We start from the raw sequence: 23,947 nt of genomic DNA, 5'->3' as shown, positions 1-23,947 counted from the left end.
TCTCAGCCCGCAGGCATACGGGCTGAGAAACCTGCAAAGCCATCACAGCGCTAGCGCTGATCCTGTTTCGCCAGCCAGACCAGCAGCTTGAGGCTGGCGGAGTAATAATCATCCTTGTCGTCAATCTGCGGCGCTTCCAGCGGTTCGCCAAGCGTTAAATCACGCACCGCCAGCAGGCCGCCGGCCATATTCCACGGGGCGACCTCGTTGGTGCTAACGTTGATCCACGCCGGAGTTTGCAGGCGCGGGTAACTCTGCATCCAGGCTTTCCACGGTGCGAGCAAGGCGCTGTGCGGATCGACCCACAAGATATACAGCGGGATACGGATCGCATCGAAACTCATCCGCGGCGGCCACTCTTTGGCCGGCAGCATCTTGCCATCCGCCCGCAGCGCCACCCAGTCGCTGGGCAGATGCGATTTCCCCCAGCCCATCTGCCCCAGCAGCGCCTGCCCGTCACTCTGCAATGTCCGCCAGGCGGTCAGGTGCGTCCGCTCCGCAAAGGCGCGCCAGGCCGGGAAGATGAAATAGGAGGGGTTAAGGTTCAGGTGGTCGTTGCGGTTAAACCCCTTCACGCCCGGGAGCATCACCTGGCGACCGGCGAAAGTCACCACCGTATATTTCAGCAGGGAGGCGGTGATGGCATCGGAGGCCGTGGCGTAGCGCTTGTCCTGCCACTGCTTTTGCGCGCGCAGCAGCGCCCAGGCGATCAGGGTATCGCCATCGGTGGCGTTGTTTTTATCGGCGATCGGGTCCGGCGCCACCGGGTTATAGCGCCAGTAAAACAGCCCGTTAGACTTGTCGCGCAGGGTGCTGTCCGTCCACTGCCACAGCTTGTCGAACGCCGGGCGATCGTTATTCGCCACCGCCAGGAGCATGGCGAAGCCCTGGCCTTCCGTATGCGACACATTGCCATTGGCGGTATCAATGATACGGCCGTCCGGCATCATAAAACGGGCCTTATAACGCTCCCAGGCCGTATCCGCCCACGCCCGGGGCACCAGCATTACTGCCGTTGTCACTATCACCGCCACTAAAGCACGCAGGGGCATAAATTCACTCATTATGGATGGTAGTAAAGAAACTGAACGTCAGAGACAGAGAACACCCGCTCACGCTGCAATATTACGTGAGCGCTGCCTCCCTGACTCTGCAGCCAGCGAGAATATAACCCCTCGAGTATGGCACAGAACGCGTTGCACCAGCGCACGCGCCCCGCATCATCGCGGCTGACCGGCAACGCCTGATGGCGCAAGCGCAGGCCATCCTCACCGACGTCGATGGTCACCACCCCCCAGTGAAAATGGGTCAGCAGCCGGTTGATATTCGCCTCCAGCTCCCCTACGGTCTCCGACGCCGGCAACGGATGGGTCTCCGCCAACGAGGCGCCCATCTGACGCAGGAAGGGCTGACTTTCCAGCTCGCCGGCATTATTTAACATACCTTCGACCATAATAATCAACAGATCGAACCATCCGGCAGGCGTTTGCTGCTGCTGAAACCAGGTCATCACCACCGGGTTATTGTTCTCCGTCATCATCAATGATCTCCTAACATATAGCGAATATAGAGCCCGGCGGTGCTTTCGTTATAATCCCCGAAGGTGTCATAGCCAATCTGGCCCCCCAGCGTCATCTGTTTGTTGACCTTGTAATCCGCCCCGGCGCGCAGGGTATAGCCGATGCCGCTCTTCGAGGTCGCGGAATAGTAGGCTTCCTTGGCAAACCCATTGCTCACCGCCGTCTCCAGGGTCTGCTGCCACTCCGAATTGGTCGGGAAATAGGCGCTCTTATCCTGGCTGTAAGACTGGTAGCCCACCGAGCCGCCGAGCTTCATGGTCCAGTTATCATATTTTTCCGTCAGACTGACCGGCAGCGACACGCTGACGTAGTTTTGCGGACTAAAGTAGCCCCCCTGGCCATAGGTGAAGTAGCTGAGGTTTTTGGAGTAATCCATATAGCTCATGCTCAACCCGGCCTGCAGCTGGCGGTATTCGTCATGATAGGGCCGCAGATAGACCCCGGCATTGGCGTTGATGCTGGTGTTGCTGGCGACGTTCTGCCCCAGGTAGCTGTAACCGCCGCCGCCAACGTAGAAGCCCGCGTCACCGTCGTCATAGCTCAGCTGCAGGGTGCCGCCGTTTTTCGTCACCTGCCCCCAGGTTTTACCGGAATAGGCATCCTTCAGACCGACATACGAAAGCAGGCTGTCGGTGAGCGAGCGGCGTTCGCCGGTGAGGATCAGCGACAGATAGTTGGTCAGCTTGGGCGACCATTTCACCCCGCCGACAACGGTATTCAGATCCTGGCCCAGCGGCGTGCTGCCGATATCGACCCGGTAATCGTCACCGCTTAGCGCCAGCGCCAGTTCGACGCCGTTGGCCTTCTGCGAATCGGTCGAGCCGCTGGTCTGGTCAACGTTCGGCTTACGGCTGGACGAGGAAAGATAGCTGGCCACCTGCCCCGAATCATAGCTCCCGAGCTTCGCCAGGTTTTCCATCCCGCTGCTGGTGGTCGGATTGAAGTCCGCCGCGTTCAGGGTGCCCAGGCCGCTTAACGCCTCTGCCCCCGGATTGCTGGCAAAATAGGCCGTCCGCTCCGCCTCGGTCATCGAGGCGATCGCCGCCTGCTCGCTGGTGGCGGTACTCACCATATTGGAGACCGCGTTGGCCAGCGGGTTGGCGCCGTAGCGACGCCAGGCGTCGCCGCTGGCGGTCCCGGCGTTTAACGACACCGGGGTGACGGTAAAGTCAAAGCGCGAGTCGCCAAACGGCGAGGAGGACCAGGTCAGCGGCGTTCTGAGCTCCGTCAGCTTGCTGGTGCCCGATTCGCCGTCGCGTCCGCGCACGTCCATTCCCCCCTGCAGCCAGCTGCCGGTTTTCTCCTGCAGCGACTCCATCATGGTGTCCACCTGACGCAGCATCCGCGTCTGGGCGGTGTCCACCGGCAGATCGGTGCGCTGGATCCCCGGCAGCGAGGAGCCGGGCGCGGCGGCCGACTGGGCAACCTGCCACGGCATATACTGCCCGTAGGCGGAAGCCGTCCGCGTCGGCGCCGACGTTTGCGACACGCCGATGAAGGGGTTATCCGCCGCCAGCACCCCGCCGACGGTCGGCGTTTCGCTGCTGTTGGTGCTTTGCATGCCCAGCAGTTTGCCGCGGGCGCTGCGCAGGTAGGTCATCGCCTGCTGATGATGACCCTGGGCCTCCGCCACTCTCGCCAGCAGCAGCAGGCGATCCGGGGAGTTATCCTGACGCAAGCCGCCGGCCAGCTGTTCCGCGCGATCGTTGTTCCCCGCCGACAGCGCGACGTCGATAGCCCCGGCGCGCGCATCCTGGTTCGGCGTATCGCGCGTCATCAGGTAGTCATAGACCACCCCGGCCTCTTTGTTCATTTTGCCGCTCTGGTACAGCCGCGCCATCGCGAACATCAGATCGGTATTCTGCGGATCGCTTTGCATGGCGCGGATCAGCTTGTCATACGCCGCGGCATAGTTGCCCTGCTCGCGCAGGCGGTCGGCCTCGTTGATCACATAGCCATTGCGAATGCTCGCCAGCTGCGTAGGCGTACTGCTGGCCTGCAGCTGCGGATTGCTGATCAGGTTCTGCGCCTCGCCGGTCAGCCCGGCCTGGTTCAGGACGGCGATCTGATCGGCGTAATCCCCGGCGTTGCCGGACACCCCGCCGCTGATATTGTTGCGCACCAGCGATACCGCGGTGGTCAGGTCGCCGCTCTCGGCCAGCAGCCGCGCCAGCTTGCCGGCGTCCGCCGGGGCTTTCGGCGGCGTGGAGGCCATCGCCCGCAGGGTATTGCTGGCGGCGATGGTATTGCCCTGCGCCAGGTAGTTTTCGGCGGTCACCAGCTGCAGGTTGTAGTTCACCCGCTGACGTAAATCGCGCATGTCGCTGGTCTGGCTGCCGCCGGGAATGCGCGCCAGCAGCGTCTGCGCCTGTTGCCAGGCGCCGTTTTCGCTGGCGAACAGCGCGGCGGCATACAACGCGCTGTTGCTGGCGCCGGGGCGATAGGCCGCCGACATCAGCGAAGAGGCCTCGCTGGCGTTACCCGATTTTTGCAGCAGTCGTGCCAGATCGAGACGCAGCCAGGGATCGTCCGGATAGCGGGCAACGCCTTCGCGCAGTGTGGCTATTGCGCCAGCTGGGTTACCGCTGCTGACCTGCGCCTGGGCCTGACGACGCAGGGCGTCGCCTGGCATGCCGGCCACCACTCGCGGCTGCAGTTTTTGCTGCAGGCTCTGCGGCAGCGTCTGCAGCATCGCCTGCGCCTCGGCGGATTTATTCTGCTCGCGCAGCACGTAGTAGAGGTTTTCCCGCGCCGCCGCATTCTGCGGGTCGTCGTTTAACAGTGAGCGCAGCGTTTGCTCGGCCTGGGGTAAATCTTTGTTATGCCGCAGCACATCGGCGCGAAACAGCTTCGCCGAGGCGCCCCGCGCCCCGCTCTGCTGCGCAAGCGGCGCGGAGAGCGCCAGCGCCTGGCTGATATTGCCCTGCTTATAGGCCTGCTGAGCCTGCGCCAGCTGGCCGTAGAACAGGGCATCAGCCGCCTGCTGACGGCGGGTCGCCGAGGCGTCGCCGCCGAGGTCCGCCGCCCGGCTCAGATATTGCGATGCGGCCTGGTAGTCGCCGCTGCGCTGCGCGATATAGCCCATGCCCGCCAACGCATCGGCATCCTGCGGGTTGGTCTGCAATACCTCTTCAAACTGCTGCTTCGCGGCAGCGGTATTGCCGCTGTTGAGATTGGCGTAGCCCTGGCCGCGCGCCTGGCCGCTGCGCCGTTCACGAAAGTAGTTCTGAACTTCGCTATCCTGCGGATGACGCTGCATCCAGGTATCGTAATACTGCTCATCCCCGGCCTGCGGACCCAGCCAGAGCAAGGCCTGACGCAAGCCGCTGTCCGCCTCTTTATTGCCGCTGGCCATCGGCTCGAGCAGGGCGATCCCTTCCCGACGGGTATCTTCCCGCCAGGTTAACGCTTTGCCCAACGCTACCCGCGGGGCGTTCTCCTGGGGATGCTGCGCCACGTACTGCCGCAGTTCGCTAATGGCCTGCGGATAGAGCGATTTGTCGCTGGCCATGGTCAGGTAATATTCCGCCGCCAGCCCGGCAGGCGGCGTATTGCCATTGAACATGCTGCGCCAGGTCGCCAGCGCGCCGGGGATATTGCCGCCGCGCGCCTGCTGGCGAGCCAGACTGAGCTGGCCCTGCGGCACCTGCGACATTTTTTTGGCGTTGTCCAGATCCTGCAGTCCCGGGCTGTCCGGCGCCGCTTTCGCCAGCCGCGCGCGCCACTGCGCCGCCGCCTGCATATCGCCGCCCTGCTGCGACCAGAGCGCCATCAGATACAGCGCCTGGGTGTTGTTGGCATCCACCGAGAGCACCTTCTGCAGGGACTCCATCGCCAGCTCGTCATGGGATTTCTCATGCCAGTAGTTGGCCTGGGCGAACAGCGCCTGCAGCGCCGCGTCGTTACCCGCCGCCAGCGCGCCGCCAGAAGCGCCGAGAGCCAGGGCGCCGGTGAGGCAGAATGTGGTGAGCCGCCGGGAGCTTTTCATCGTTATCGTTATCTTTCTTTTCATTGGTTATCCCCCGAACCCAGACGCTTACGGGCGTGACGTTTAAACATCGCGGTCAGCGCCAGTCCCATTATCGAGGTGGCAATCAGCCCCAGCAGAGCGAGGAAACCGGAGTGCTGGCTGGCATACCAGACCGCCATCATGTACCACGGCATCTGACCGCTGGGGAACGGCGTACTTACCTGGAAACTACGCACCCCGTTATCGCTGGTGATCACCGCGGTATCGCCACGGATCCCGGCATTGATGCGCGGTGAGTCCAGATCGTTTTTCAGTCGCGCCAGCTGGTCATCATTGCTGGCCATCGCCACCACCACCAGGCGGGCGGGATTCCACGGCGAACGATAGCTGATAAACCCGCGCCAGGCGCTGCTGGATGAGAAGTAGCGATCGGCATCGAGGCTGGCGGAGGTCCAGTCGCCGGTGAGTCGGCGCTGCGCTTTTTGCCACAGGTCGGGCTCGCGGACGCTCAGCACATTATCCACCGGGCGGTAGGGTGAGTCGGCCAGCAGGCTCTGGTTGAAGGCCTGCTGATCGAGAGCGGTGACCGCCAGCACATCACGTTCGCGCAGCGACTGCAAATCCCCGCCGCCGGTGGGCATCCCAAGCACGACGCGGTTATTCGCCAGCGCGGTGCCGGTCGCATTCCCGGAGCGCGCCGCCAGATTCAGCAGGGTTGCCACCTGGGTCTCAGACGGTTCCGCCGGCAGCAGGAGCGTCGTTTGCGAATAGTCCGCCAGCCGCGAGAAAGGGAAAGAGGCGCCGACGAAATAGGAGAGGTTTGGCAGCAGCGAGAAGTGTCGTGTTTTGCTCAAATCAATCCATGAGTCGTCAGTGATGCGGCTCTTGATATTGTTATTCAGCAGAACCGAGCACGGAACATCGTCCTTCGGCACCACATTGAAGTACATCGACAGCTGGTTATCGCCATAGATCAGGTAGGGTGCCAGCGGGATGGTAAAGCGCTCCTGGCGCGCATCGCCCCCGAGGTAGCGCCAGACTTTCTCCAGCGGCCCCTGCTTGTTCATCGGCAGGTTGTTGAGGAAGGTGCCGTTGAGCGTGACGCTCAGCAGGGACTTGTCTTCATTGATCCAACTCTCCGACGGGAAGCGGTAGCCAACCTGCAGCGGGATCGTCTCGCCATCCCACAGATAGAGGTCCGGCGCGGCGCGGAAGGCGATACGTAAAGGTTCGTGCCAGACGCCGCTGACGGTCGGGCTTTGATCCTTACGCAGCAGTTCGCTGAGTCTGACTGGACGATCGGTGGGGATCCAGCGCGGCGCATCGTACGCTTTGCCAACCGGGATGGTCTGTGGTTCAACATCCAGCGTCGCGGTTTGCGGCGCGAAGTTGCCGCGGGTCAGGCGCCAGGCGGCCATGCGCAGCGCGGTATCGTTTTTGCCGACAATCAACAGCAGCTTGTAGGCTGGATTGGCGGGGTTGGCGATGATGCGCAGCAGTGGCTTATCGGTTTCCGGCAGCGTCATGCCGCCCACCTGCTCGCCCGGGTGGCCAATCACGATACCGTGGCGTTCCGGCAGGCGGTCGCGCAGCGCGCTGAAGGCGATGCCGCGATAGTCCGCCTGGATACCCAGCCAGGAAGAGACCAGCGCCGCGGCGCTGAAGACGTCGGCCGACGGCTTCGCTCCATAGGAAACGGCGATGTCCGCCGGCGTCATCTGCATGCTGTCGAAGAATGGACGCGGGAAGTGGCTCAGATCGTCGCTGATGTTCAACTGCTGGCTTTCCCAGCTGAAATGCGACGTGGGCAGCACCGTCACCCGCGACGAATCATGAATGTCACGCTGGCACTGCAGGGTATCGCCATCGTTGATCTTCACGCTCAGGTTATTACTGGAAACCATCAGCGCGGGCGGGATATCCAGTTGATAATGGGAGACATCCTCGCCATCGGCGCCCAACGGCAGGGTGCCGAGCGGTTGACCGTTGAGCATCAGCTGCAGGGTGGCGTTGCGGCTCGCCATTTCCGGCGATACGCGAACGGCAAGGCTAAGCTGCGAATGGATCACCACCTGATCGGAAGGCAGGGTAAAGCTGACGCCCCCCTGCCGCTGACCGCCGCTGAGAATAATGCCGTCCGGCATCCCCATCTGCGCCAGATTCAGATCGCCTCCCCAGACCGGGGCAACAGGAATGACCTCCGGCGCGGCCGACCCGCTCACCGGCGGGGGCAAGTCCGGCATATCCGGCGCAGGGGCCGTCGCCGCCGCATCGCCGGCGGTGTCGGAGGCTGTCGGGGAGGCGCTCTCCTCCGGCGAGGCGGCCGGGGGTTCGTCGCCTGGCTCGCTGTCCGCCGCGCCATTGAGCTGCGGAAAGCTCAGCGGCGCGGCGGCGCCGGAGCCCGGTTCTTCACTGTGCAGCGCAGGCGCAGAGAGCATCCCTGCCAGCAGCGCCAGCGTCGTTAATCGCTTCATAACGTGCCATCCTCCTGCGCCGTTTTCGCCACTGTTGCCCGATTGCGCTGGCTGCGACGGGTTTTCCACGTCAGCCAGAACAGTTCGAACACGCAGCGTAAAATGGTGAAGAAGGAGCGGAACGGGTTATCCTGCGGGCGCGGCGGATTAATCCACGCATCCGCGCGGGCCAGCACCACGCGCACCAGCTCACGGCGGCGCGAAAGCGGAATATCTTCATCAAACTTGAGGCGCAGGAAGCGCTCGTCAGAGGTGACCAACTGAGCCGGGATGGAGATAGCCCCGGACTGCAGGATCAGCTCAACCTCTTCGATATCATCCTCCAGATGGCGCTTATCCGGCGCCACCACGCGGCAACCGCCCATCGACAGATCCTCGGTGTGGCTGCGGGACACGATGCCGCTGGCGTAATGGATCACTACCGGGATATCGACATCGATACGAATGGTTTTCCGCACCTGCCGCGTTTCACGCGCCACGGCAATCGCCGCCAGCAGGAAGATCAGGCTGTAGATCCCCCACCCGACGTTCAGAGCGATAACGTTGGGGTCCGAGCCAAAGTAGTCATGGCCAATCGCCCGGACGATGCCGACGATCACCCCCAGCGCCAGCAGACAGGCCACCACCAGGTGCGGACGCACCACGGTGAAATCGAAGTAGCCGACGTCCAGCAGGCCGCCCTTATCGGTGACGTTGAATTTGCCGCGTTTGGGGAAAATCATCGTCACCAGGGTCGGCAGCACCAGGTGGAAAGCCAGCACAATGTCGTAGATTTCCCCCCAGAAGCTGTAGCGATAGCGGCCGTTCATTCGCGAACCGACGTAGATGGCGAGAAACAGGTGCGGCAGCGCATAGGAGACGATCAGGCTCGCTGACGAGTAAATGATATTGAGGTTAAACAGCAGATAAGCCAGCGGGGCAGTGACAAACACCACCCTCGGGAGCGCAAACTGGTAGTAGAGCATGGCGCTGAGATAGCACAAGCGCTGCTGGAAGGTCAGCCCGCGGCCAAACAGCGGGTTATCGACGCGAAAAATCTGCGTCATGCCACGCGCCCAGCGGGTACGCTGGATAACGTGTACCACCAGGCGCTCGGTGGCGAGGCCAGCCGCCAGCGGAATATCGAGAAAGGCCGACTTCCAACCAAGGCGCTGGAACTTGAGCGCCGTATGGGCATCTTCGGTCACCGTTTCAACGGCGAAACCGCCGATCTGCGCCAGCGCCTCGCGGCGGATCACCGCGCAGGAACCGCAGAAAAAGGTGGCGTTCCAGTTATCGTTGCCCTGCTGAATCGGGCCATAGAACAGCATCCCTTCGTTTGGGATGTTGCGCCCGACGGAGAGGTTGCGCTCGAACGGATCCGGGGAATAGAAGTAGTGCGGCGTCTGCACCAGAGCCAGCATCGGATCTTTCAGGAAGCCGCCGACGGTGGCCTGCAGAAACACGCGCGTGGCGACGTGGTCGCAGTCGAAAACACAGATAAGCTCCCCCTGGGTCAGGGTTAGGGCGTGGTTGAGGTTCCCCGCTTTAGCGTGTTTGTTATCGTTGCGGGTGATATAGCCCACCCCGACGTCGGCGGCGAAGACGGCAAACTCGCTGCGTTTACCATCATCCAGAAGATAGATTTTCATTTTATCTTTTGGATAATCAATACATTGTGCCGCGAGGACGGTGTCACGCACCACCTCAAGCGGTTCGTTATAGCTCGGAATATAGATATCCACCGTCGGCCACTTGCTCATATCATCCGGCAGCGGAACAATACCGCGCTTCAGCGGCCACACGGTCTGCAGATAGTTAAGCAGCAGCATCACCCAGATATAGACTTCCGCCAGAAAGAGCCCCATGCCGAGGATAGTTTCAATAGCTGAGTTGAAGTGCAGGGTCTGCGTGAGGCGAAAATACATGTAACGGGTAGACATCAGCAGCGACGTGACGACCATAATGACCGATACGCTGCGGCGCTTGCTGAACCCCATCAGAAAGAGAATACCGATGCTCAGCAGACCAAAAATATACTGCTTCTGGCTGTCCATCGGCGTGATCACCACCAGCACGGCGACGGGTGACAGCACCAGCGCCAGCAACCAAAAAAGAGATTTTTTCATTCAGCAGCCCTGCAATAAGTTAAAGCCCTGACATGCGTGGCTGGCTGTGCACCGTGCCATCGCCAATATGGATACCCAACAGCGAAGATATTTTTTTAGCAATAATTTCAATATCGAAGGCCGCTGCCGAGGAAGCGTTAAAGTCCAGAATCGACTTCTGCGACGCATTGGCCTCCACCACGCTTTCATCACGATGGACGATGCCAAGCAGTCGCTCGCCCAGCTTCTCTTCCATCAGGCTGGTGACGTCCCGGCTGACCTGGCGACGGCTATCGCTTTGGTTAATGACGAAATAGTGCCCATGCTTGTGATTCAGCGCCGCGCCGGTCAGGCGCTGTTTTTCCACGTGCGCCAGGGTCGACATCGAGGCAGTATCAGCCAGCAGCGGGATCAGATGCAGGTCCGCCAGCCCCGTCAGCGCCTTTAGCGCCGGCGAAGGCCCTGGCGGCATATCAGCGATGGTGATAAGTCCGGGATAATTCAGCAGTGCGGACAGTCCGCGCTGGAGAAAATGGTCATTGTGGGTCAGCTGCTCATCAAACGCCTGACGCTGCGCTTCGCTCACTTCGCCATACGGCAGGACGAAAATGTTGCTGCCGGCGCTCAGCACGCACTGGCTCCAGTCGTGCAGCTCCAGCGCCTTCGCCACATAGCCGCGCTCATCGTTCAGCGGCACGCCAAAATGCAAACGCAGCGCGTTCTGGACATCAAAATCCAGCGCCAGCACTTTGCTGCCGGTCCGCGCCAGCGAATAGGCTAAATTGGCCGCCAGGGTCGTTTTCCCTACGCCACCTTTCGGTGAACAGACGCAAATCAACGGCATGTTGCGATCCTTTCCAGAAGTGATTTCAAAGGCTGGTCTTTATTTTTCGCCACCGGCTCTGCGCTTTTCGCCGCGAACAGGTGGGCATAGTTCTCGGCGGTGGGCGCGGGTCGAGGAGCCATTCTCGGCGGCGCCATTGCCGGTTCAGGCGCCGGGATTGAAGGCGCAGGGGTCACCGCAGGCTCCTGCCTGACTGGCTCCGGCGCGGCGGTGGCGGTCTCCACGGCCGGCTGCGGGGCCGCTGGCGCGGCCGGAGCGGCAGGCACAACGGAAGCGGAGGCTGGCGCCGCCGCTACGGCCGCTTCTATCTGGTGGAACAGATCCGCGGGCACTGACTGCGGCAGGGGCGCGGAAACCGAGCCTCCCAGCGCCAGGGAAGAGGGTTTCTCTGCGCCGGGATTTAGCTGATTGAGGATCGCCCAGTCGCCATGCTCGCGCGTGGCGGCTTGCGATGAAAGATCCTGAAATTTGAGGTTTTGCGTCCGCGTTTTTTCCTGAAAGCGCTGCAGATCATCATAATGGTTCATTGATAACCTCATGATTTTAAAAATTTCATATTAAGTTTGTTGTTATTTTCTAAGTATATTTAAAATATCGTTGCGTCTCTGGTATGGCAGAAAACGCGCCGTTGGAGACGTACCAATACATACGGTTGACAGGGTTATAATAGTTTAGAATTTGATTTCCGGTGTGATTCCACGGCAGAAGTATCGCTACACTAACATTTTCTTTTCAGAAGGATAGCCCCATTTTTTAGGTATGCGTCCATCCTTAAACCACGCTTCCACCGCGCTTCCCGTCCGTTTTTATATAAATGTATTAGGTAATGATAGAATCATAGCGTCAGATCAGCGAAAGAATAAACCTGAACCATTTTAATTTCTCTTTAATTCTATAAAAATGGACTGAAAGTCTTATTTTTTCGGATAATCGACGAAGAATGCGCCGAGGACGTGGCATTCACTGCGATAAAAGGCGATATCGCCGGGTTTTATCCCCGGCGGGAGAGAAGCCCCCGGTTATCGGACCGGGAGCGTGCCGTCAGGCGTGGGGCTTTTGCGGATTCTCATCCTGGTCGACGGCAAAGCAGGCCACCAGCTGGCCGCCGTAATCCTTCAGCTGCGGCTGAAGCTGGGTGCAGGGGCCGAAGCGCCGGCGGCAGCGCGCGTTGAAGGCGCAGCCCGGCGGCGGATTCAGCGGGCTCGGCAGCTCGCCGGTCAGCTTAATCCGCTCGCGACGGTCGTCCGGGTTCAGACGCGGCGTCGCCGACAACAGCGCCTGGGTGTACGGATGACGCGGATTGTTAAAGATCTGGTCCTTGGTGCCCTTCTCCACGCAGCGGCCGAGATACATCACCATCACTTCATCAGCGATATGCTCGACGACCGACAGATCGTGGGAAATAAACACGTAGGACAGACCTAAATCCTGCTGCAGATCCATCATCAGGTTCAGCACCTGAGCGCGTACTGAAACGTCCAGCGCGGAGACCGGCTCATCGGCGATCACCACGTCCGGATCCAGCATCAGCCCGCGGGCAATGGCGATACGCTGGCGCTGACCACCGGAGAACATATGCGGGTAGCGATCGTAATGCTCTGTTTTCAGGCCCACTTTCGCCATCATCGCCAGCGCTTTTTCGCGGCGCTGCTCTTTGCTCAGGCTACTGTTAATCAGCAGCGGCTCTTCCAGAATCTGCCCCACTTTTTTACGCGGGTTCAGAGAACCGTAGGGGTTCTGGAACACAATCTGGATTTTTTGCCGGCGCAGCTTCTGCGCCTGTGGGTCGTGCTTAAGTAGATCCTGCCCCTGATAATAGAGCTCGCCGCCGGTGGGAATTTCAATCATCGTCAGCAGACGACCGAGGGTCGATTTACCGCAGCCCGACTCTCCCACCACCGCCAGCGTTTTACCGCGCTCAAGAGTAAAGGAGACGCCGTCCAGCGCCTTCACCAGCCGTTCCGGGGCGAATAATCCCTTCTTCACCGGGTAGTGTTTTTTCAGATCAATGGCCTGCAACAGCGGTTGTGGCGTGGCGGCCTTTTGCGTACTCATAATCCAGGCCTCCCGGCATCATCGAGTGGGTAGTGACATTTAGACTGGCGACCGCCATTGAGATCCGCGAGCGCCGGCTCTTCGCTACGGCATTTATCCGTAGCATAGGGGCAGCGCGGGTTCAGCAGGCAGCCGTTGGGACGGTCATATTTCCCCGGCACTACGCCCGGCAGCGACGCCAGACGCGCTTTATCCTGGGCAAACTCCGGCAGCGCACGCAGCAGCGCCTGGGTGTATGGATGGCGCGGCGCGCGGAAAATATCCTTCGCATCGCCAGTCTCCACCACCTGACCGGCATACATAACGATAATTTTATGCGCGGCCTCGGCCACCAGCGCCAGGTCGTGGGTGATCAACACCAGCGCCATATTCTCCTGCTGCTGCAGTTCCAGCAGCAGCTCGATGATCTGCGCCTGAATGGTCACGTCCAGCGCGGTGGTCGGTTCATCGGCAATCAGCAGTTTTGGCCGACAGGCAATCGCCATCGCGATCATGACGCGCTGGCTCATCCCGCCGGAAAGCTGATGCGGGTAGACGTCCAGCCGCGACGCCGGATCGGGAATGCCGACCTGGTTCAGCAGGTCGATGGCCCGCTGGCGGCGGGTTTGCTTGTTGCCGCCCTGATGGACTTTTATCGCTTCCATAATCTGGAAGCCGACGGTAAAGCAGGGATTGAGGCTGGTCATCGGATCCTGGAAGATCATCGCCACCTCCGCCCCCACCAGCTGGCGCCGCTCTTTTTCAGAGATGCGCTGCAGGTCGCGGCCGTTAAACTCCAGTTTGTCCGCCATGACCCGGCCGGGGTAATCAATCAGACCCATAATCGCCAACGAGCTGACGGATTTACCGGATCCAGACTCCCCGACGATGCCGACCACTTCGCCCTGCTTCACGCTATAGCTGATGCGGTCCACGGCGCGGAACGGCGCGTTTTCATCGCCGAAATGCACCGATAATTTATCTACATTCAATAACGCCATCTCGAACCTCTTACTGCTTCAGTTTGGGATCGAGCGCGTCACGCAGACCGTCACCCATCAGGTTAAATGCCAGCACCGTCAGCAGGATCGCCACGCCCGGGAAGGTCACCACCCACCAGGCGCTCTGCGCGAACTGCAATACGTCGGAGAGCATGGTGCCCCACTCCGGCGTCGGCGGCTGCGCGCCCATGCCGAGGAACCCCAGCGCGGCCATGTCGAGAATGGCGTTAGAAAAGCCCAGCGACGCCTGAACGATCAGCGGCGCGAGACAGTTAGGCAGAATATTGACGAACATCTGGCGCATCGCCCCGGCGCCCGCCACGCGGGAAGCGGTCACGTAGTCGCGGTTGACCTCCACCAGCACCGCCGCGCGCGTCAGACGCACATAGTGCGGGAGCGCCACGAAGGTCAGCGCCAGCGAGGCGTTGACGATGGAGGGTCCGAAGATAGCCACCAGCACCAGCGCCAGAAGCAGACTCGGCAGCGCCAGCATAATATCGACGACGCGCATGATGATTGAGTCCACCACTCCGCCGAAATAGCCCGCCACCAGGCCGAGCACCACGCCGAGGATCAGCGACAGGACCACCACCAGGCAGCCCACCAGCAGCGACAGGCGCGCGCCATACATCAGGCGAGACAGAATATCGCGGCCCACGTCGTCGGTGCCGAGCAGATGCGCCAGGCTGCCGCCCTCCTGCCAGAACGGCGGCGCCAGCAGCGAATCACGGAACTGATCCGCCGGGTTATACGGGGCGAGAAAGTTGGCGAACACGGCGATAACGATCATCACCGCCACGTACACCAGACCGACCACCGCCCCTTTATTGCGTTTGAAATAGTGCCAGAACTCCTGCAGCGGGGTCATGGGCACCGGCGCAGTGATAACTTTATTTTCAGTAACTTGTGACATGATGACCCCTTACTTCTTATGCCGGATACGCGGGTTCACCACGCCGTACAGCAGGTCGACCAGCAGGTTGACGAGGATAATCATCGTCGCCACCAGCAGCACCCCGCCCTGCACCACCGGATAATCGCGACGCTGCAGCGCGTCGATCAGCCAGCGGCCTAAACCAGGCCATGAGAAAATGGTTTCCGTCAGGATGGCGCCCGCCAGCAGCGTGCCCACCTGCAGGCCAATCACCGTGACCACCGGCAGCATCGCGTTACGCAGCGCGTGGATCACAATCACCCGCATCCGGGTCAGGCCTTTGGCGCGCGCGGTGCGGATGTAGTCTTCGCCGAGCACTTCCAGCATCGACGATCGGGTCATACGCACGATCACTGCCAGCGGAATGGTGCCCAGCACGATGGCGGGCAGGATCATATGCATTAAGGCGTCAATAAAGTCGCCCTGCTCGCCCCAGATGGCGGTGTCGATCAGCATAAAGCCGGTCAGCGGCAAGGTATCGTCAAGGAAGACCGTATCGCTGATACGCCCGGAGACCGGCGTCAGGTTCAGCTGCACCGAAACCAGCATAATCAACATCATGCCCCACCAGAAGATAGGCATCGAGTAGCCGGTCAGCGCCAGGCCCACCGCGGTGTGGTCAAAGATGGAGCCGCGTTTTACCGCAGCCAGCACGCCCACCGGAATGCCGACGGCGACGGCGAAGATCATCGCGCAGACGCCCAGCTCAAGGGTGGCTTTAAAGCGTGGGACAAACTCCTGCCACACGGGAATGCGGCTTTTCAGCGAGATGCCTAAATCGCCGTGCAGCACGCCCCAGATATAGTGGGCATATTGCTGCCACAGCGGCTTATCAAGGCCCATTTCGGCCAGCAGCTGCGCGTGACGTTCGGGGGAAATACCACGTTCGCCCGCCATAATCATCACCGGATCGCCGGGGATCATATGGACGAAGGCAAAGGTGAGAAGGGTGATACCGATAAATGTCGGGATGACAAGTCCCAGACGTCGGAGAATAAACTGCAACATAACCCGGATTCTCTCTAGTGACGCCCCGCCTGGCGACAGGGCGTCTGTATTGCTCACAAAAGCATTCCCCGGAATAGCGGGAATACGCCCCCCACCTCTCCCACGCGGGGAGAGGGGGTCAGGCATCGTGCTTATTATTCGACAGAGACGTTATCGAAGTGGTGTTTACCCAGCGGATCCACCACATAGCCTTTGACTTCTTTACGCACTGGCTCGTAAACGGTGGAGTGAGCGATGATCAGCGCCGGAGCCTGGTCATGCATCACTACCTGAGCCTGTTTGTACAGTTCAATACGCTTGTTGTGGTCGTCGGTGGCGCGGGCCGGCTGAATCAGATCTTCAAACGGCTTATAGCACCAGCGCGAGTAGTTGGAGCCGTCTTTCGCCGCGGCGCAGCTGAACAGGGTGGCGAAGAAGTTATCCGGATCCCCGTTGTCGCCGGTCCAGCCCATCATGACGCTCTGGTGCTCGCCCGCTTTCGCGCGTTTCAGATACTCGCCCCACTCGTAGGTGACGATTTTGGCCTGGACGCCAATCTTGGCCCAGTCGGCCTGGATCATCTCCGCCATACGGCGGGCGTTCGGGTTATACGGACGCTGTACCGGCATCGCCCACAGATCGATAGTGAAGCCTTTTTCCAGGCCCGCTTCTTTCAGCAGCTGCTTCGCCTTCTCCGGATCGTAGGTGTAGTCTTTAACGTCGTCGTTATAGCCCCACATGGTCGGCGGGATCAGGTTCTTCGCCGCCTGGCCTGCGCCCTGGTAAACGGCTTTGATGATCGCTTCTTTGTTAACCGCGTAGGTCAGCGCCTGACGAACTTTCACGTCGTCCAGCGGTTTCTTCTCGGTGTTGAAGGAGAGATAACCGACGTTCAGGCCCGGCTGTTCCAGCAGGGTAATGTTCTTATCTTCCTTCATGCGCGCGATGTCCGCCGGGTTCGGATACGGCATCACCTGGCACTCATTTTTCTGCAGCTTGGCATAGCGCACGGAGGCATCCGGGGTGATGGAGAAGACCAGACGATCGATCTTCGGCTTGGTGCCCCAGTAGCCCGGGAAGGCTTTATACAGAATGCGGGAATCTTTCTGATACTGCAGCAGCTGGAATGGACCGGTACCGATAGGATTGAGGTCTACTTTTTCCGGCGTGCCGGCTTTCAGCATGTTGTCGGCATACTCTTTAGAGAGAATAGAGGCGAAGTCCATGGCCAGGTCAGCGAGGAACGGCGCTTCCGGGCGGGTCAGGACGAACTGGACGGTTTTATCGTCCACTTTCTTCACTTCGCTAATCAGGTCGGGTAACCCCATCCCTTCAAAGTATTCATAGCTGCCGCCAGAAACTTTATGGTACGGGTTATTGGTATTCTTCTGACGATCGAAGGAGAACACCACGTCATCGGCGTTCAGGTCACGGGTTGGTTTAAAGTCTTTATTATCCTGCCATTTCACGCCCTGACGCAGGTGGAAAGTATAGGTTTTACCATCCGGGCTGACTTCCCATTTTTCAGCCAGTCCAGGAATAACTTCCGTCGTACCGGTTTTGAATTCGACCAGGCGATTGTAGATCGGTACGGAACTGGCGTCATAGGTGGTGCCAGAGGTGAAGAGCTGTGGGTTAAAGCCTTCCGGCGAGCCTTCTGAACAATAAACCAGGGTTTTCGCTTGCACGCTGGCAGCGACGGTCATGGCGACAAGGCTCAGACCAAGCTTCAGCATCCCTGATTTCTTCAAGGAAATACTCATTATTCTGCTCCAAAACTGTGATGTTGTTTGCATATATCCGCCGGACCTTTATTTATTTTTATTCGTCATATTCGAATGATGGATGCGTTGGCTGTGCTCAATAAGCCAGTCACATAGCCATCTATGCTCCTGGGGATGCTCAAGCTTGCCGCCTTCCCGCAATTCGAACTATTTAGAATATACCCGGTCCAGTCGGTGGTGCCCGAAGGCGTTGAGAGAGATGGGGATTCCTTTCGCAAAAACGACTGAGTTGCAGTACGGATTCTCCATGAAATGCCCCTCATGCCCTACAATCTGTCAACAGAATGGGGAAACGTCAATACAGCCAGCCGGGTTTTACATCCAGCGTGAGAAACGACAGGCAAAGATTAAAAAAACTTCAAGACGCTATTTTCAGCAGAGAAATTTATGCTACTGGCTAATATGCAGAATAAAGACCTTATTAATTTGCGACACCCAGTGGGAAACAATGCCAGTAAATGAGAAAAAATTCTTGCTATGTGACCAATATGTGAGCGGTTAATAGCGTGAACGTTAAAACGCACAGCGGAAAATGCTGTATTCAGCCATAAGCTTCGCGAAAAAAGATCTGTTCATCGATAAAAAAATGCAATGGAAGATGTCACAAAATAGCGAACAGCTGGCTGGAAACGGGGGTAAAGATGTTTTTTGTGATTTTGATGCGGTTTTGGGCCGGGAGACTGCAGACGGTGCCCGGCGGCGCTGCGCTTGCGCGGGCCTACGAGATCTGGAGCGAACCTTCGGGGTTCTCATCCTCACTGGCCGCAGAAGCAAAAAAGCCTGCTCATTGAGCCGGCTTTTCGAATTTGGTCGAGGATGACTCGCCACTTTGTGGCTCGCCCTGCGGGCCGTTGCTGACGCAACGTTCTCTCGCTTCGCTCGAGTCGAACCTCCTGCCCCCGGAGGTTCTCATCCTCACTGGCCGCAGATGCAAAAAAGCCTGCTCGTTGAGCAGGCTTTTCGAATTTGGTCGGTGATAGAGGATGACTCGCCACTTTGTGGCTCGCCCTGCGGGCCGTTGCTGACGCAACGTTCTCTCGCTTCGCTCGAGTCGAACCTCCTGCCCCCGGAGGTTCTCATCCTCACTGGCCGCAGAAGCAAAAAAGCCTGCTCATTGAGCAGGCTTTTCGAATTTGGTCGGTGATAGAGGATGACTCGCCACTTTGTGGCTCGCCCTGCGGGCCGTTGCTGACGCAACGTTCTCTCGCTTCGCTCGAGTCGAACCTCCTGCCCCCGGAGGTTCTCATCCTCACTGGCCGCAGATGCAAAAAAGCCTGCTCATTGAGCAGGCTTTTCGAATTTGGTCGGTGATAGAGGATTCGAACCTCCGACCCCTTCGTCCCGAACGAAGTGCGCTACCAGGCTGCGCCAATCACCGAATGCGGGGCGCATCTTACTGCTGGGATGCCTACCCGTCAATGCCTTATTTTCAAAAAATCGTTCAACCGGCGAGAAACTCAGCACCCTGCGCAGCGAATCGCCGGTTGGTCCGCTTTTTTAGCGGCAGCTGACCTCAAACGCTTTGCGATGCTCGGCTACCTTACAGGTCACCGGCTCACCGAGATAAGTTGGGCCCGCCGGTTTGAATGTAAACTCTCCCAGCAGCATCGTCAGTTCCCCCAACCCCGGGCAGGTATGCTGATGACGCATAATGTCCGGGCGGGTATCGTTGTTTACCGCGCGGGCGATGTCGCTGTACGCCAGCTTGTCGGCAAACGCATTGGCGCAGAACTGCAGTTCGCTTTGCGCCATATGCGCGGCCTGCCCTTTCAGCTCGGCATGCTGCGCCAGCAGCAGCTGGCGAACCTCGCCGGCCCGGCTGTAGCCAATCGCCGTATACCCTGCCTTATTGCTGAGATTGACGCTGGCGCCGGCCTCGAGGAGTGCCTCGACATTGGCTTTATTATTCATTTTGACCGCCAGCATCAGCGGGCTGAGGTCGTTGGCGGAGAGCTGGTCCACCTTTGCGCCGCGCTGCACCAGCGCCGCGATCACCGCAGGCGACCCCTGACCCGCCGCCACCTGCAGCGCCGTGAGCCCTTCCCGGTTCGGCTTATCCACCTCCACGCCGGAGGCTGACAACGCCAGCACCAGATTGGGATCGTCCCCCGCCGCCGCCAGCATCAGCGGCGTGGTGCCGGATTTATCCGCCAGGCTGGTATCCGCCCCGGCGTTGGCCAGGGTCGTGATGGTTTCCGCCGAACGCGCGTGATCGACAGCGAGGAAAAAGACCGATTCCCCTGAAGCATTGACGGCCTTCACGTCCGCCCCATGCCCGATCAGCAACGCCACGATCTCGTCAACGTTCTTCTTAAACGCGCCGGGGGCCAGTTGTAACGCCATGTCTTCCGTCATCAGCGCGCGGCTGCCCGTCGCCAGCGATTTCGCCGCCGTTGCGCCGACAATCTTGTCCAGCGCACTCTGCTCCTCCACAGGCGCATCGGGCTTTTTCATCGCCAGAATATGCTGGTAGTCGCTTCTGACGTCCCCGCCGTCGGCAATGGCGGACATCAATGCCGTGCTCTTGTCGACGGTGGTCTGATTCACCGACGCTCCCGCCTGGAGAAGATCGCCGATAAGCGCCGCATCGCTGCCTCGCGCCGCCGCCAGCATCAGCGCCGTGACGCCCTGGCGCGTCTGGAGATTCGGCTGCGCCTGACGCTTAAGCAGGAGCGCTACCACCTCGCGACGATTTTCCGCGGCAGCGACCATCAGGCCACTTAAGCCGGTTTTATCCTGACCATCCACATCGATGCCGTTATTCAGCATGGCTTCGATCGTCGCCGGCGCATCGTATTTACAGGCCAGCAGGAACTGGCGGGTTTCCTCTTCGGACTGACAGCCCGTTAACATCAGCAGGCACAGCAGGGCCAACCCCTTTATTACCTTCATCCTTTCTCTCCGTGAAAAGTGGCTGCACAGGAGGAGCGGGAACACTGGAGGGTATTCAAAGAAGAAGAGGCAACCTGCCAGACACATCCGCTGTGCAAAAAAATCCCTCGCCCGGCGGACGCCGGCGAGGGATTAGCTTATCCTGGGCTCAGGAAAGGAAAACAGACCCGAGAATCTGAAAAATCCGCTGTCTTACTTTTTCCACCGACACCAGTTATTGTTCTCGTTGATCCCGCCATCCGGCGAGGTATAGCCGAGGCAGCCCATAATGGTGTCGTACAGCTCGACGTGGCGGCGCGGCACCTTCATCGCGGCCTGCTGCTGCAGATGGGCAAACGCAGCGGCATGATCCGGATTCTCCAGGTATTTATCCGACATCCAGACCATCATCGGCACACGGAACTGTTCCGGCGGCGCCATCTTGCGCGGCGTACCGTGCAGATGTTCACGCTCGTTAATCGACTCGCCATGGTCGGCGGCATAGAACACAATCGCTTTCTTATCCCGCAGCTGGTCGAGGACGCTGACGATAAAGTGATCGACATAGGTCACGCTGTTGTCGTAGGAGTTGATCAGCTCCGCTTTCGAGCACTTGTTATCAACACCGACGCACTCCGGCTTCCACTGGGCGAAGCTGCGCGGATAGCGTTGGGTGTAGTTAAAGTGCGAGCCTTTCGTGTGGAGGATGATCAGGTGCTTACCAGAGGCGTTGCCCTGCTCCATACCGCGCTTCATCTCATCCACCAGCAGCATATCGTCAACGCTCTTGCCGCGGTTGCGCGGCTCGGCGCCAATCTGCTCGCGATAGGCGATATTGTTGGCCATCGTGTTGCTGTAGAACCACATCTCACTCTGCATGGCGTACAGATTGCCGCTGAAGCCCAGCTGATGAAGCACCGCAAAGACGTTCTGCTCTTTGAGGGTCCGCTGCGGGTTATCCTCTGCCCCGCCCTGACGCACAAACATGCAGCGTAACGACAGCTTGGTGGCGGTATCGCACGAGTAGCCGCGGAAAGCGACCAGATTCTTCTCTTTCGCCAGCTCTGGCGTGGTGTTACGGCTATAGCCAAGGATGCCCATATGATCCCAGCGGGTGGTTTCGCCAATGATAAACACCACGTAGGTGTCATCGAGCCCTTCCGGGGCGACGTAGGTAAATTTCTTCGCCGGGTTAATCAGCGATTTGTTATCTGAGGATTCATCCACCTGCGCCCAGGCGTACAGCCCCAGCGCCGACAGCCAGTTCGACGGCAGGTAGGAGTTGGCGATCACCCCGCCGTAGCTCGGCATATCCACTTCCGAATGGCGCTCGACATCGTGTTGGCGCAGCTCAAGCAGGCGGATAGGTCCCCAGACGATGAGGCCGGCCAACACCACGATCAGCACGTTTTTAACCCGCTGGCCCGGGGTACGCAGTTGGCGCAGCAGCGTATGGCGGCAGCGGTTGCTCCAGATAAACAGCAGTGGCGGCGCGCTCACTGCCGCCAGCCAGAGGATCAGATGCCAGCCGATGACCTCTTTCGACAGGTCGATATCGGTGGTCAACACCGAGGCGATAATCCCGTAGCCAATCACCACGTTAAGGAACGTCATGTAGTAACTGGCGGCGGCGGAAAACAGAACAATCAGTGTCGCCAGAATGCGCCAGATACGGCGACCGAACAGCGACAGAAGACGTAACAGGAAGAAGGTGACAAAGACCGTGGCCACCAGTTCAACGACACCGGAAAGCCCTTTCCAGACAGTGAACTCTTGAGCATAACCATCGAAACGCCGAAAAAAAACGGCGACGTTCATAAACCAGCCGATGTACAGCGCCAGCCAAAAACTAAGCTTCTGCTGCGTCATCGTTCTAATATATTTCATGCAAGCAAACCTGGAAAAAGAAGAATAAAACACCGCCTGACGCTGTGGCATGAGTCAGTAGGCTAATAGGGTGCGTTAGGGTTGGTTATCAGAAACCTCTACAAAGCGCGATAAGTAGACCACAGGGAACGGGAAAAGTATCAGGAGGGAATGTGATCCAGCCAAACATTTACAAAATATTTGGCTGGATTGGCACTATTTGCTTAGGGTATTAATCAGGGGCACGTTTCACGCTGCAGGTTTCAGGCATGCGCCTCGCTATAGACACTGCCTTTCGGCTGACGAATGGTGGTGGAAAGCGCCAGCGAAATAATCAGCAGGGCGAAGATCACGCAGAAGGTGACGTAGAAGCCCCCGAACAGCGAAGCGATGAGGGAACCGCAGATGCTGCCGATACCAAAACCCAGATAAATCACACCATAGTTTTTCGCCAGGTTGTTCAGACCGAAGAATTCACTGACCAGCGATGGGAAGACGGTGATGGTTCCGCCGAAGTTAAAAGCAACGCAGGCGATGGCGGCGAAAAAGGTCATGGCATTCAGCGGAGCGAACAGCAGCGCGGCCATCCCCACCAGCGACACCACCTGACCGATGGTGATCACGCGAATGCGGGAAATTTTATCGGACAGGATACCTAACACCAGGCGACCGCTAAGGTTAGCGATTGAGATAACCGTTACCGCATTGGCCGCCGTGGCGACATCCAGGTGGACCATTCCCTGCGCGATATCTTTCGCCACGCCAATCACATACAGACCGCTCATGCAGGCCGTCAGGAACATCACCGCCAGCATCCAGTACTGCGGTTTACGCATCGATTCGGCGAGAGTGAAGTCGTTTTCCACGACGCCGTTGGCCGTGGTGGTCGCCGTATGATTTGGCGCATCTTTCATCAAGGTCGCGCCAAAGACGATCATCACCAGCACGATAGCGCCCCAGATAACGAAGGTTTTTTCCAGACCAACGGTGGCCAGCAGATGAGTATCAATGAATTTGAACCCCAGGCTGCCGAGGCCATAGGAACCGATGGAGAAGGCGGAGATCAGCCCTTTGCGTTCCGGGAACCACTTGACGCAGTTCGACAGGGTCAGCAGATAACCGGCGCCGTCCGCCAGCCCCACCAGCACGCCAGCGCTCAGCCACAGCATCATCAGGCTGCTGGAGTGGGCGGTCAGAAAGAAGCCCAGACCAAGCAGGATCCCGGAGGCCATGGTGACGCGCTTCACGCCAAAACGCTCCTGCAGCTTGCCGGCGACCGACGAAGAGAGCGCCAGCCCGAGGCTCAGCAGGCCAAAGGAGAAGGCGACCTGGCTGACCGGCTCGCCCAGTTTGTCAGACAGTGAACTGTTAAACAGGCTCCAGGTATAAACCGAACCGAGAGCGAATTGGGTGATGATGGTGCCGATAAGCGTAAGCCAGCGGGTCGATTGACGGTTTGCAGCGTTCATAGCAGTTGTCCTGATAAATTAACTGCCGCCACAATAGCGAAGGCCC

14 protein-coding genes, 1 tRNA gene, 3 other RNA genes and 2 pseudogenes are annotated in these 23,947 nt (G+C 59.3%); all 20 read right to left on the bottom strand.

All coding sequences use genetic code 11. The features are described 5' to 3' along the window. Positions 1–50: 50 nt before the first annotated feature. Positions 51–1,052: a glycosyl hydrolase family 8 gene (locus tag GT756_RS19780; RefSeq protein WP_160125017.1), complete on the bottom strand. Its 1,002-nt coding sequence runs from the start codon at positions 1,050–1,052 to the stop codon at positions 51–53. 11 nt (positions 1,053–1,063) lie between these two features. Further along, positions 1,064–1,540 (bottom strand): cellulose biosynthesis protein BcsD, encoded by a 477-nt coding sequence (gene bcsD, locus GT756_RS19775; protein ID WP_004204979.1) that lies wholly within the window; start codon positions 1,538–1,540, stop codon positions 1,064–1,066. Next, positions 1,540–5,592, bottom strand: coding sequence for a cellulose biosynthesis protein BcsC (locus GT756_RS19770; RefSeq protein WP_043522509.1), 4,053 nt, complete (start codon positions 5,590–5,592; stop codon positions 1,540–1,542). The genes bcsD and GT756_RS19770 overlap by 1 nt, the downstream gene beginning before the upstream one ends. Beyond that, the gene (gene bcsB / locus GT756_RS19765; RefSeq protein ID WP_114508496.1) at positions 5,589–8,024 is read right to left on the bottom strand and encodes a cellulose biosynthesis cyclic di-GMP-binding regulatory protein BcsB; all 2,436 of its coding nucleotides are present in this window, start codon (positions 8,022–8,024) and stop codon (positions 5,589–5,591) included. Before bcsB ends, GT756_RS19770 begins: the two co-directional genes overlap by 4 nt. Next, positions 8,021–10,132, bottom strand: coding sequence for a UDP-forming cellulose synthase catalytic subunit (bcsA, locus tag GT756_RS19760; protein WP_004204982.1), 2,112 nt, complete (start codon positions 10,130–10,132; stop codon positions 8,021–8,023). Before bcsA ends, bcsB begins: the two co-directional genes overlap by 4 nt. A gap of 19 nt (positions 10,133–10,151) precedes the next feature. Next, a pseudogene (locus GT756_RS19755) lies at positions 10,152–10,944 on the bottom strand (cellulose synthase operon protein YhjQ/BcsQ). A gap of 1 nt (position 10,945) precedes the next feature. Further along, entirely contained in the window at positions 10,946–11,482 is a 537-nt protein-coding gene (locus GT756_RS19750; protein ID WP_048326010.1) for a cellulose biosynthesis protein BcsO, read from the bottom strand. 316 nt (positions 11,483–11,798) lie between these two features. Beyond that, a pseudogene (locus GT756_RS25985) lies at positions 11,799–11,978 on the bottom strand (hypothetical protein). An 18-nt stretch (positions 11,979–11,996) separates the two neighbouring features. Further along, positions 11,997–13,010, bottom strand: a complete 1,014-nt coding sequence (gene dppF / locus GT756_RS19745) for a dipeptide ABC transporter ATP-binding subunit DppF (protein ID WP_004204985.1) — start codon at positions 13,008–13,010, stop codon at positions 11,997–11,999. Further along, complete coding sequence (gene dppD / locus GT756_RS19740) at positions 13,007–13,990, bottom strand: dipeptide ABC transporter ATP-binding protein (RefSeq protein ID WP_043522501.1); 984 nt, start codon at positions 13,988–13,990, stop codon at positions 13,007–13,009. Before dppD ends, dppF begins: the two co-directional genes overlap by 4 nt. Positions 13,991–14,000: 10 nt before the next feature. Beyond that, positions 14,001–14,903: a dipeptide ABC transporter permease DppC gene (dppC, locus tag GT756_RS19735; protein ID WP_004204988.1), complete on the bottom strand. Its 903-nt coding sequence runs from the start codon at positions 14,901–14,903 to the stop codon at positions 14,001–14,003. 9 nt (positions 14,904–14,912) lie between these two features. Continuing rightward, positions 14,913–15,932 carry a dipeptide ABC transporter permease DppB gene (gene dppB, locus GT756_RS19730; RefSeq protein WP_002921786.1) on the bottom strand — a complete coding sequence of 340 codons (1,020 nt, stop codon included), beginning with the start codon at positions 15,930–15,932 and terminating at the stop codon, positions 14,913–14,915. A gap of 134 nt (positions 15,933–16,066) precedes the next feature. Continuing rightward, positions 16,067–17,674, bottom strand: coding sequence for a dipeptide ABC transporter periplasmic-binding protein DppA (dppA, locus tag GT756_RS19725; RefSeq protein ID WP_023319303.1), 1,608 nt, complete (start codon positions 17,672–17,674; stop codon positions 16,067–16,069). Between the two features lie 821 nt (positions 17,675–18,495). Beyond that, a non-coding RNA gene (locus tag GT756_RS19720) (RtT sRNA) lies at positions 18,496–18,628 on the bottom strand. Between the two features lie 34 nt (positions 18,629–18,662). Continuing rightward, positions 18,663–18,795, bottom strand: a non-coding RNA gene (locus GT756_RS19715) — RtT sRNA. A 34-nt stretch (positions 18,796–18,829) separates the two neighbouring features. After that, a non-coding RNA gene (locus GT756_RS19710) (RtT sRNA) lies at positions 18,830–18,962 on the bottom strand. A 34-nt stretch (positions 18,963–18,996) separates the two neighbouring features. Beyond that, a tRNA-Pro gene (locus GT756_RS19705) sits at positions 18,997–19,073 on the bottom strand. A 119-nt stretch (positions 19,074–19,192) separates the two neighbouring features. After that, positions 19,193–20,587, bottom strand: coding sequence for an ankyrin repeat domain-containing protein (locus GT756_RS19700; RefSeq protein WP_049093594.1), 1,395 nt, complete (start codon positions 20,585–20,587; stop codon positions 19,193–19,195). 192 nt (positions 20,588–20,779) lie between these two features. Next, entirely contained in the window at positions 20,780–22,453 is a 1,674-nt protein-coding gene (gene eptB, locus GT756_RS19695) for a kdo(2)-lipid A phosphoethanolamine 7''-transferase (RefSeq protein ID WP_048295705.1), read from the bottom strand. A 242-nt stretch (positions 22,454–22,695) separates the two neighbouring features. Continuing rightward, on the bottom strand, positions 22,696–23,901 hold the full coding sequence (locus GT756_RS19690) for an MFS transporter (protein ID WP_004204995.1): 1,206 nt from the start codon (positions 23,899–23,901) through the stop codon (positions 22,696–22,698). Positions 23,902–23,947 lie beyond the last annotated feature (46 nt).

The organism is Klebsiella sp. Q2 (assembly GCF_009900705.1).
In the GTDB taxonomy this organism is placed as follows: domain Bacteria; phylum Pseudomonadota; class Gammaproteobacteria; order Enterobacterales; family Enterobacteriaceae; genus Klebsiella; species Klebsiella quasipneumoniae.
This window is presented reverse-complemented; position numbering and strand designations above follow the sequence as displayed.

Excerpts from the sequence above, each read along its gene's own strand:
- GT756_RS19780 (WP_160125017.1), bottom strand. The coding sequence starts at position 1,052 with ATGCCCCTGCGTGCTTTAGTGGCGGTGATAGTGACAACGGCAGTAATG.
- bcsD (WP_004204979.1), bottom strand. The coding sequence starts at position 1,540 with ATGATGACGGAGAACAATAACCCGGTGGTGATGACCTGGTTTCAGCAG.
- GT756_RS19770 (WP_043522509.1), bottom strand. The coding sequence starts at position 5,592 with ATGAAAAGAAAGATAACGATAACGATGAAAAGCTCCCGGCGGCTCACC.
- bcsB (WP_114508496.1), bottom strand. The coding sequence starts at position 8,024 with ATGAAGCGATTAACGACGCTGGCGCTGCTGGCAGGGATGCTCTCTGCG.
- bcsA (WP_004204982.1), bottom strand. The coding sequence starts at position 10,132 with ATGAAAAAATCTCTTTTTTGGTTGCTGGCGCTGGTGCTGTCACCCGTC.
- GT756_RS19750 (WP_048326010.1), bottom strand. The coding sequence starts at position 11,482 with ATGAACCATTATGATGATCTGCAGCGCTTTCAGGAAAAAACGCGGACG.
- dppF (WP_004204985.1), bottom strand. The coding sequence starts at position 13,010 with ATGAGTACGCAAAAGGCCGCCACGCCACAACCGCTGTTGCAGGCCATT.
- dppD (WP_043522501.1), bottom strand. The coding sequence starts at position 13,990 with ATGGCGTTATTGAATGTAGATAAATTATCGGTGCATTTCGGCGATGAA.
- dppC (WP_004204988.1), bottom strand. The coding sequence starts at position 14,903 with ATGTCACAAGTTACTGAAAATAAAGTTATCACTGCGCCGGTGCCCATG.
- dppB (WP_002921786.1), bottom strand. The coding sequence starts at position 15,932 with ATGTTGCAGTTTATTCTCCGACGTCTGGGACTTGTCATCCCGACATTT.
- dppA (WP_023319303.1), bottom strand. The coding sequence starts at position 17,674 with ATGAGTATTTCCTTGAAGAAATCAGGGATGCTGAAGCTTGGTCTGAGC.
- GT756_RS19700 (WP_049093594.1), bottom strand. The coding sequence starts at position 20,587 with ATGAAGGTAATAAAGGGGTTGGCCCTGCTGTGCCTGCTGATGTTAACG.
- eptB (WP_048295705.1), bottom strand. The coding sequence starts at position 22,453 with ATGAAATATATTAGAACGATGACGCAGCAGAAGCTTAGTTTTTGGCTG.
- GT756_RS19690 (WP_004204995.1), bottom strand. The coding sequence starts at position 23,901 with ATGAACGCTGCAAACCGTCAATCGACCCGCTGGCTTACGCTTATCGGC.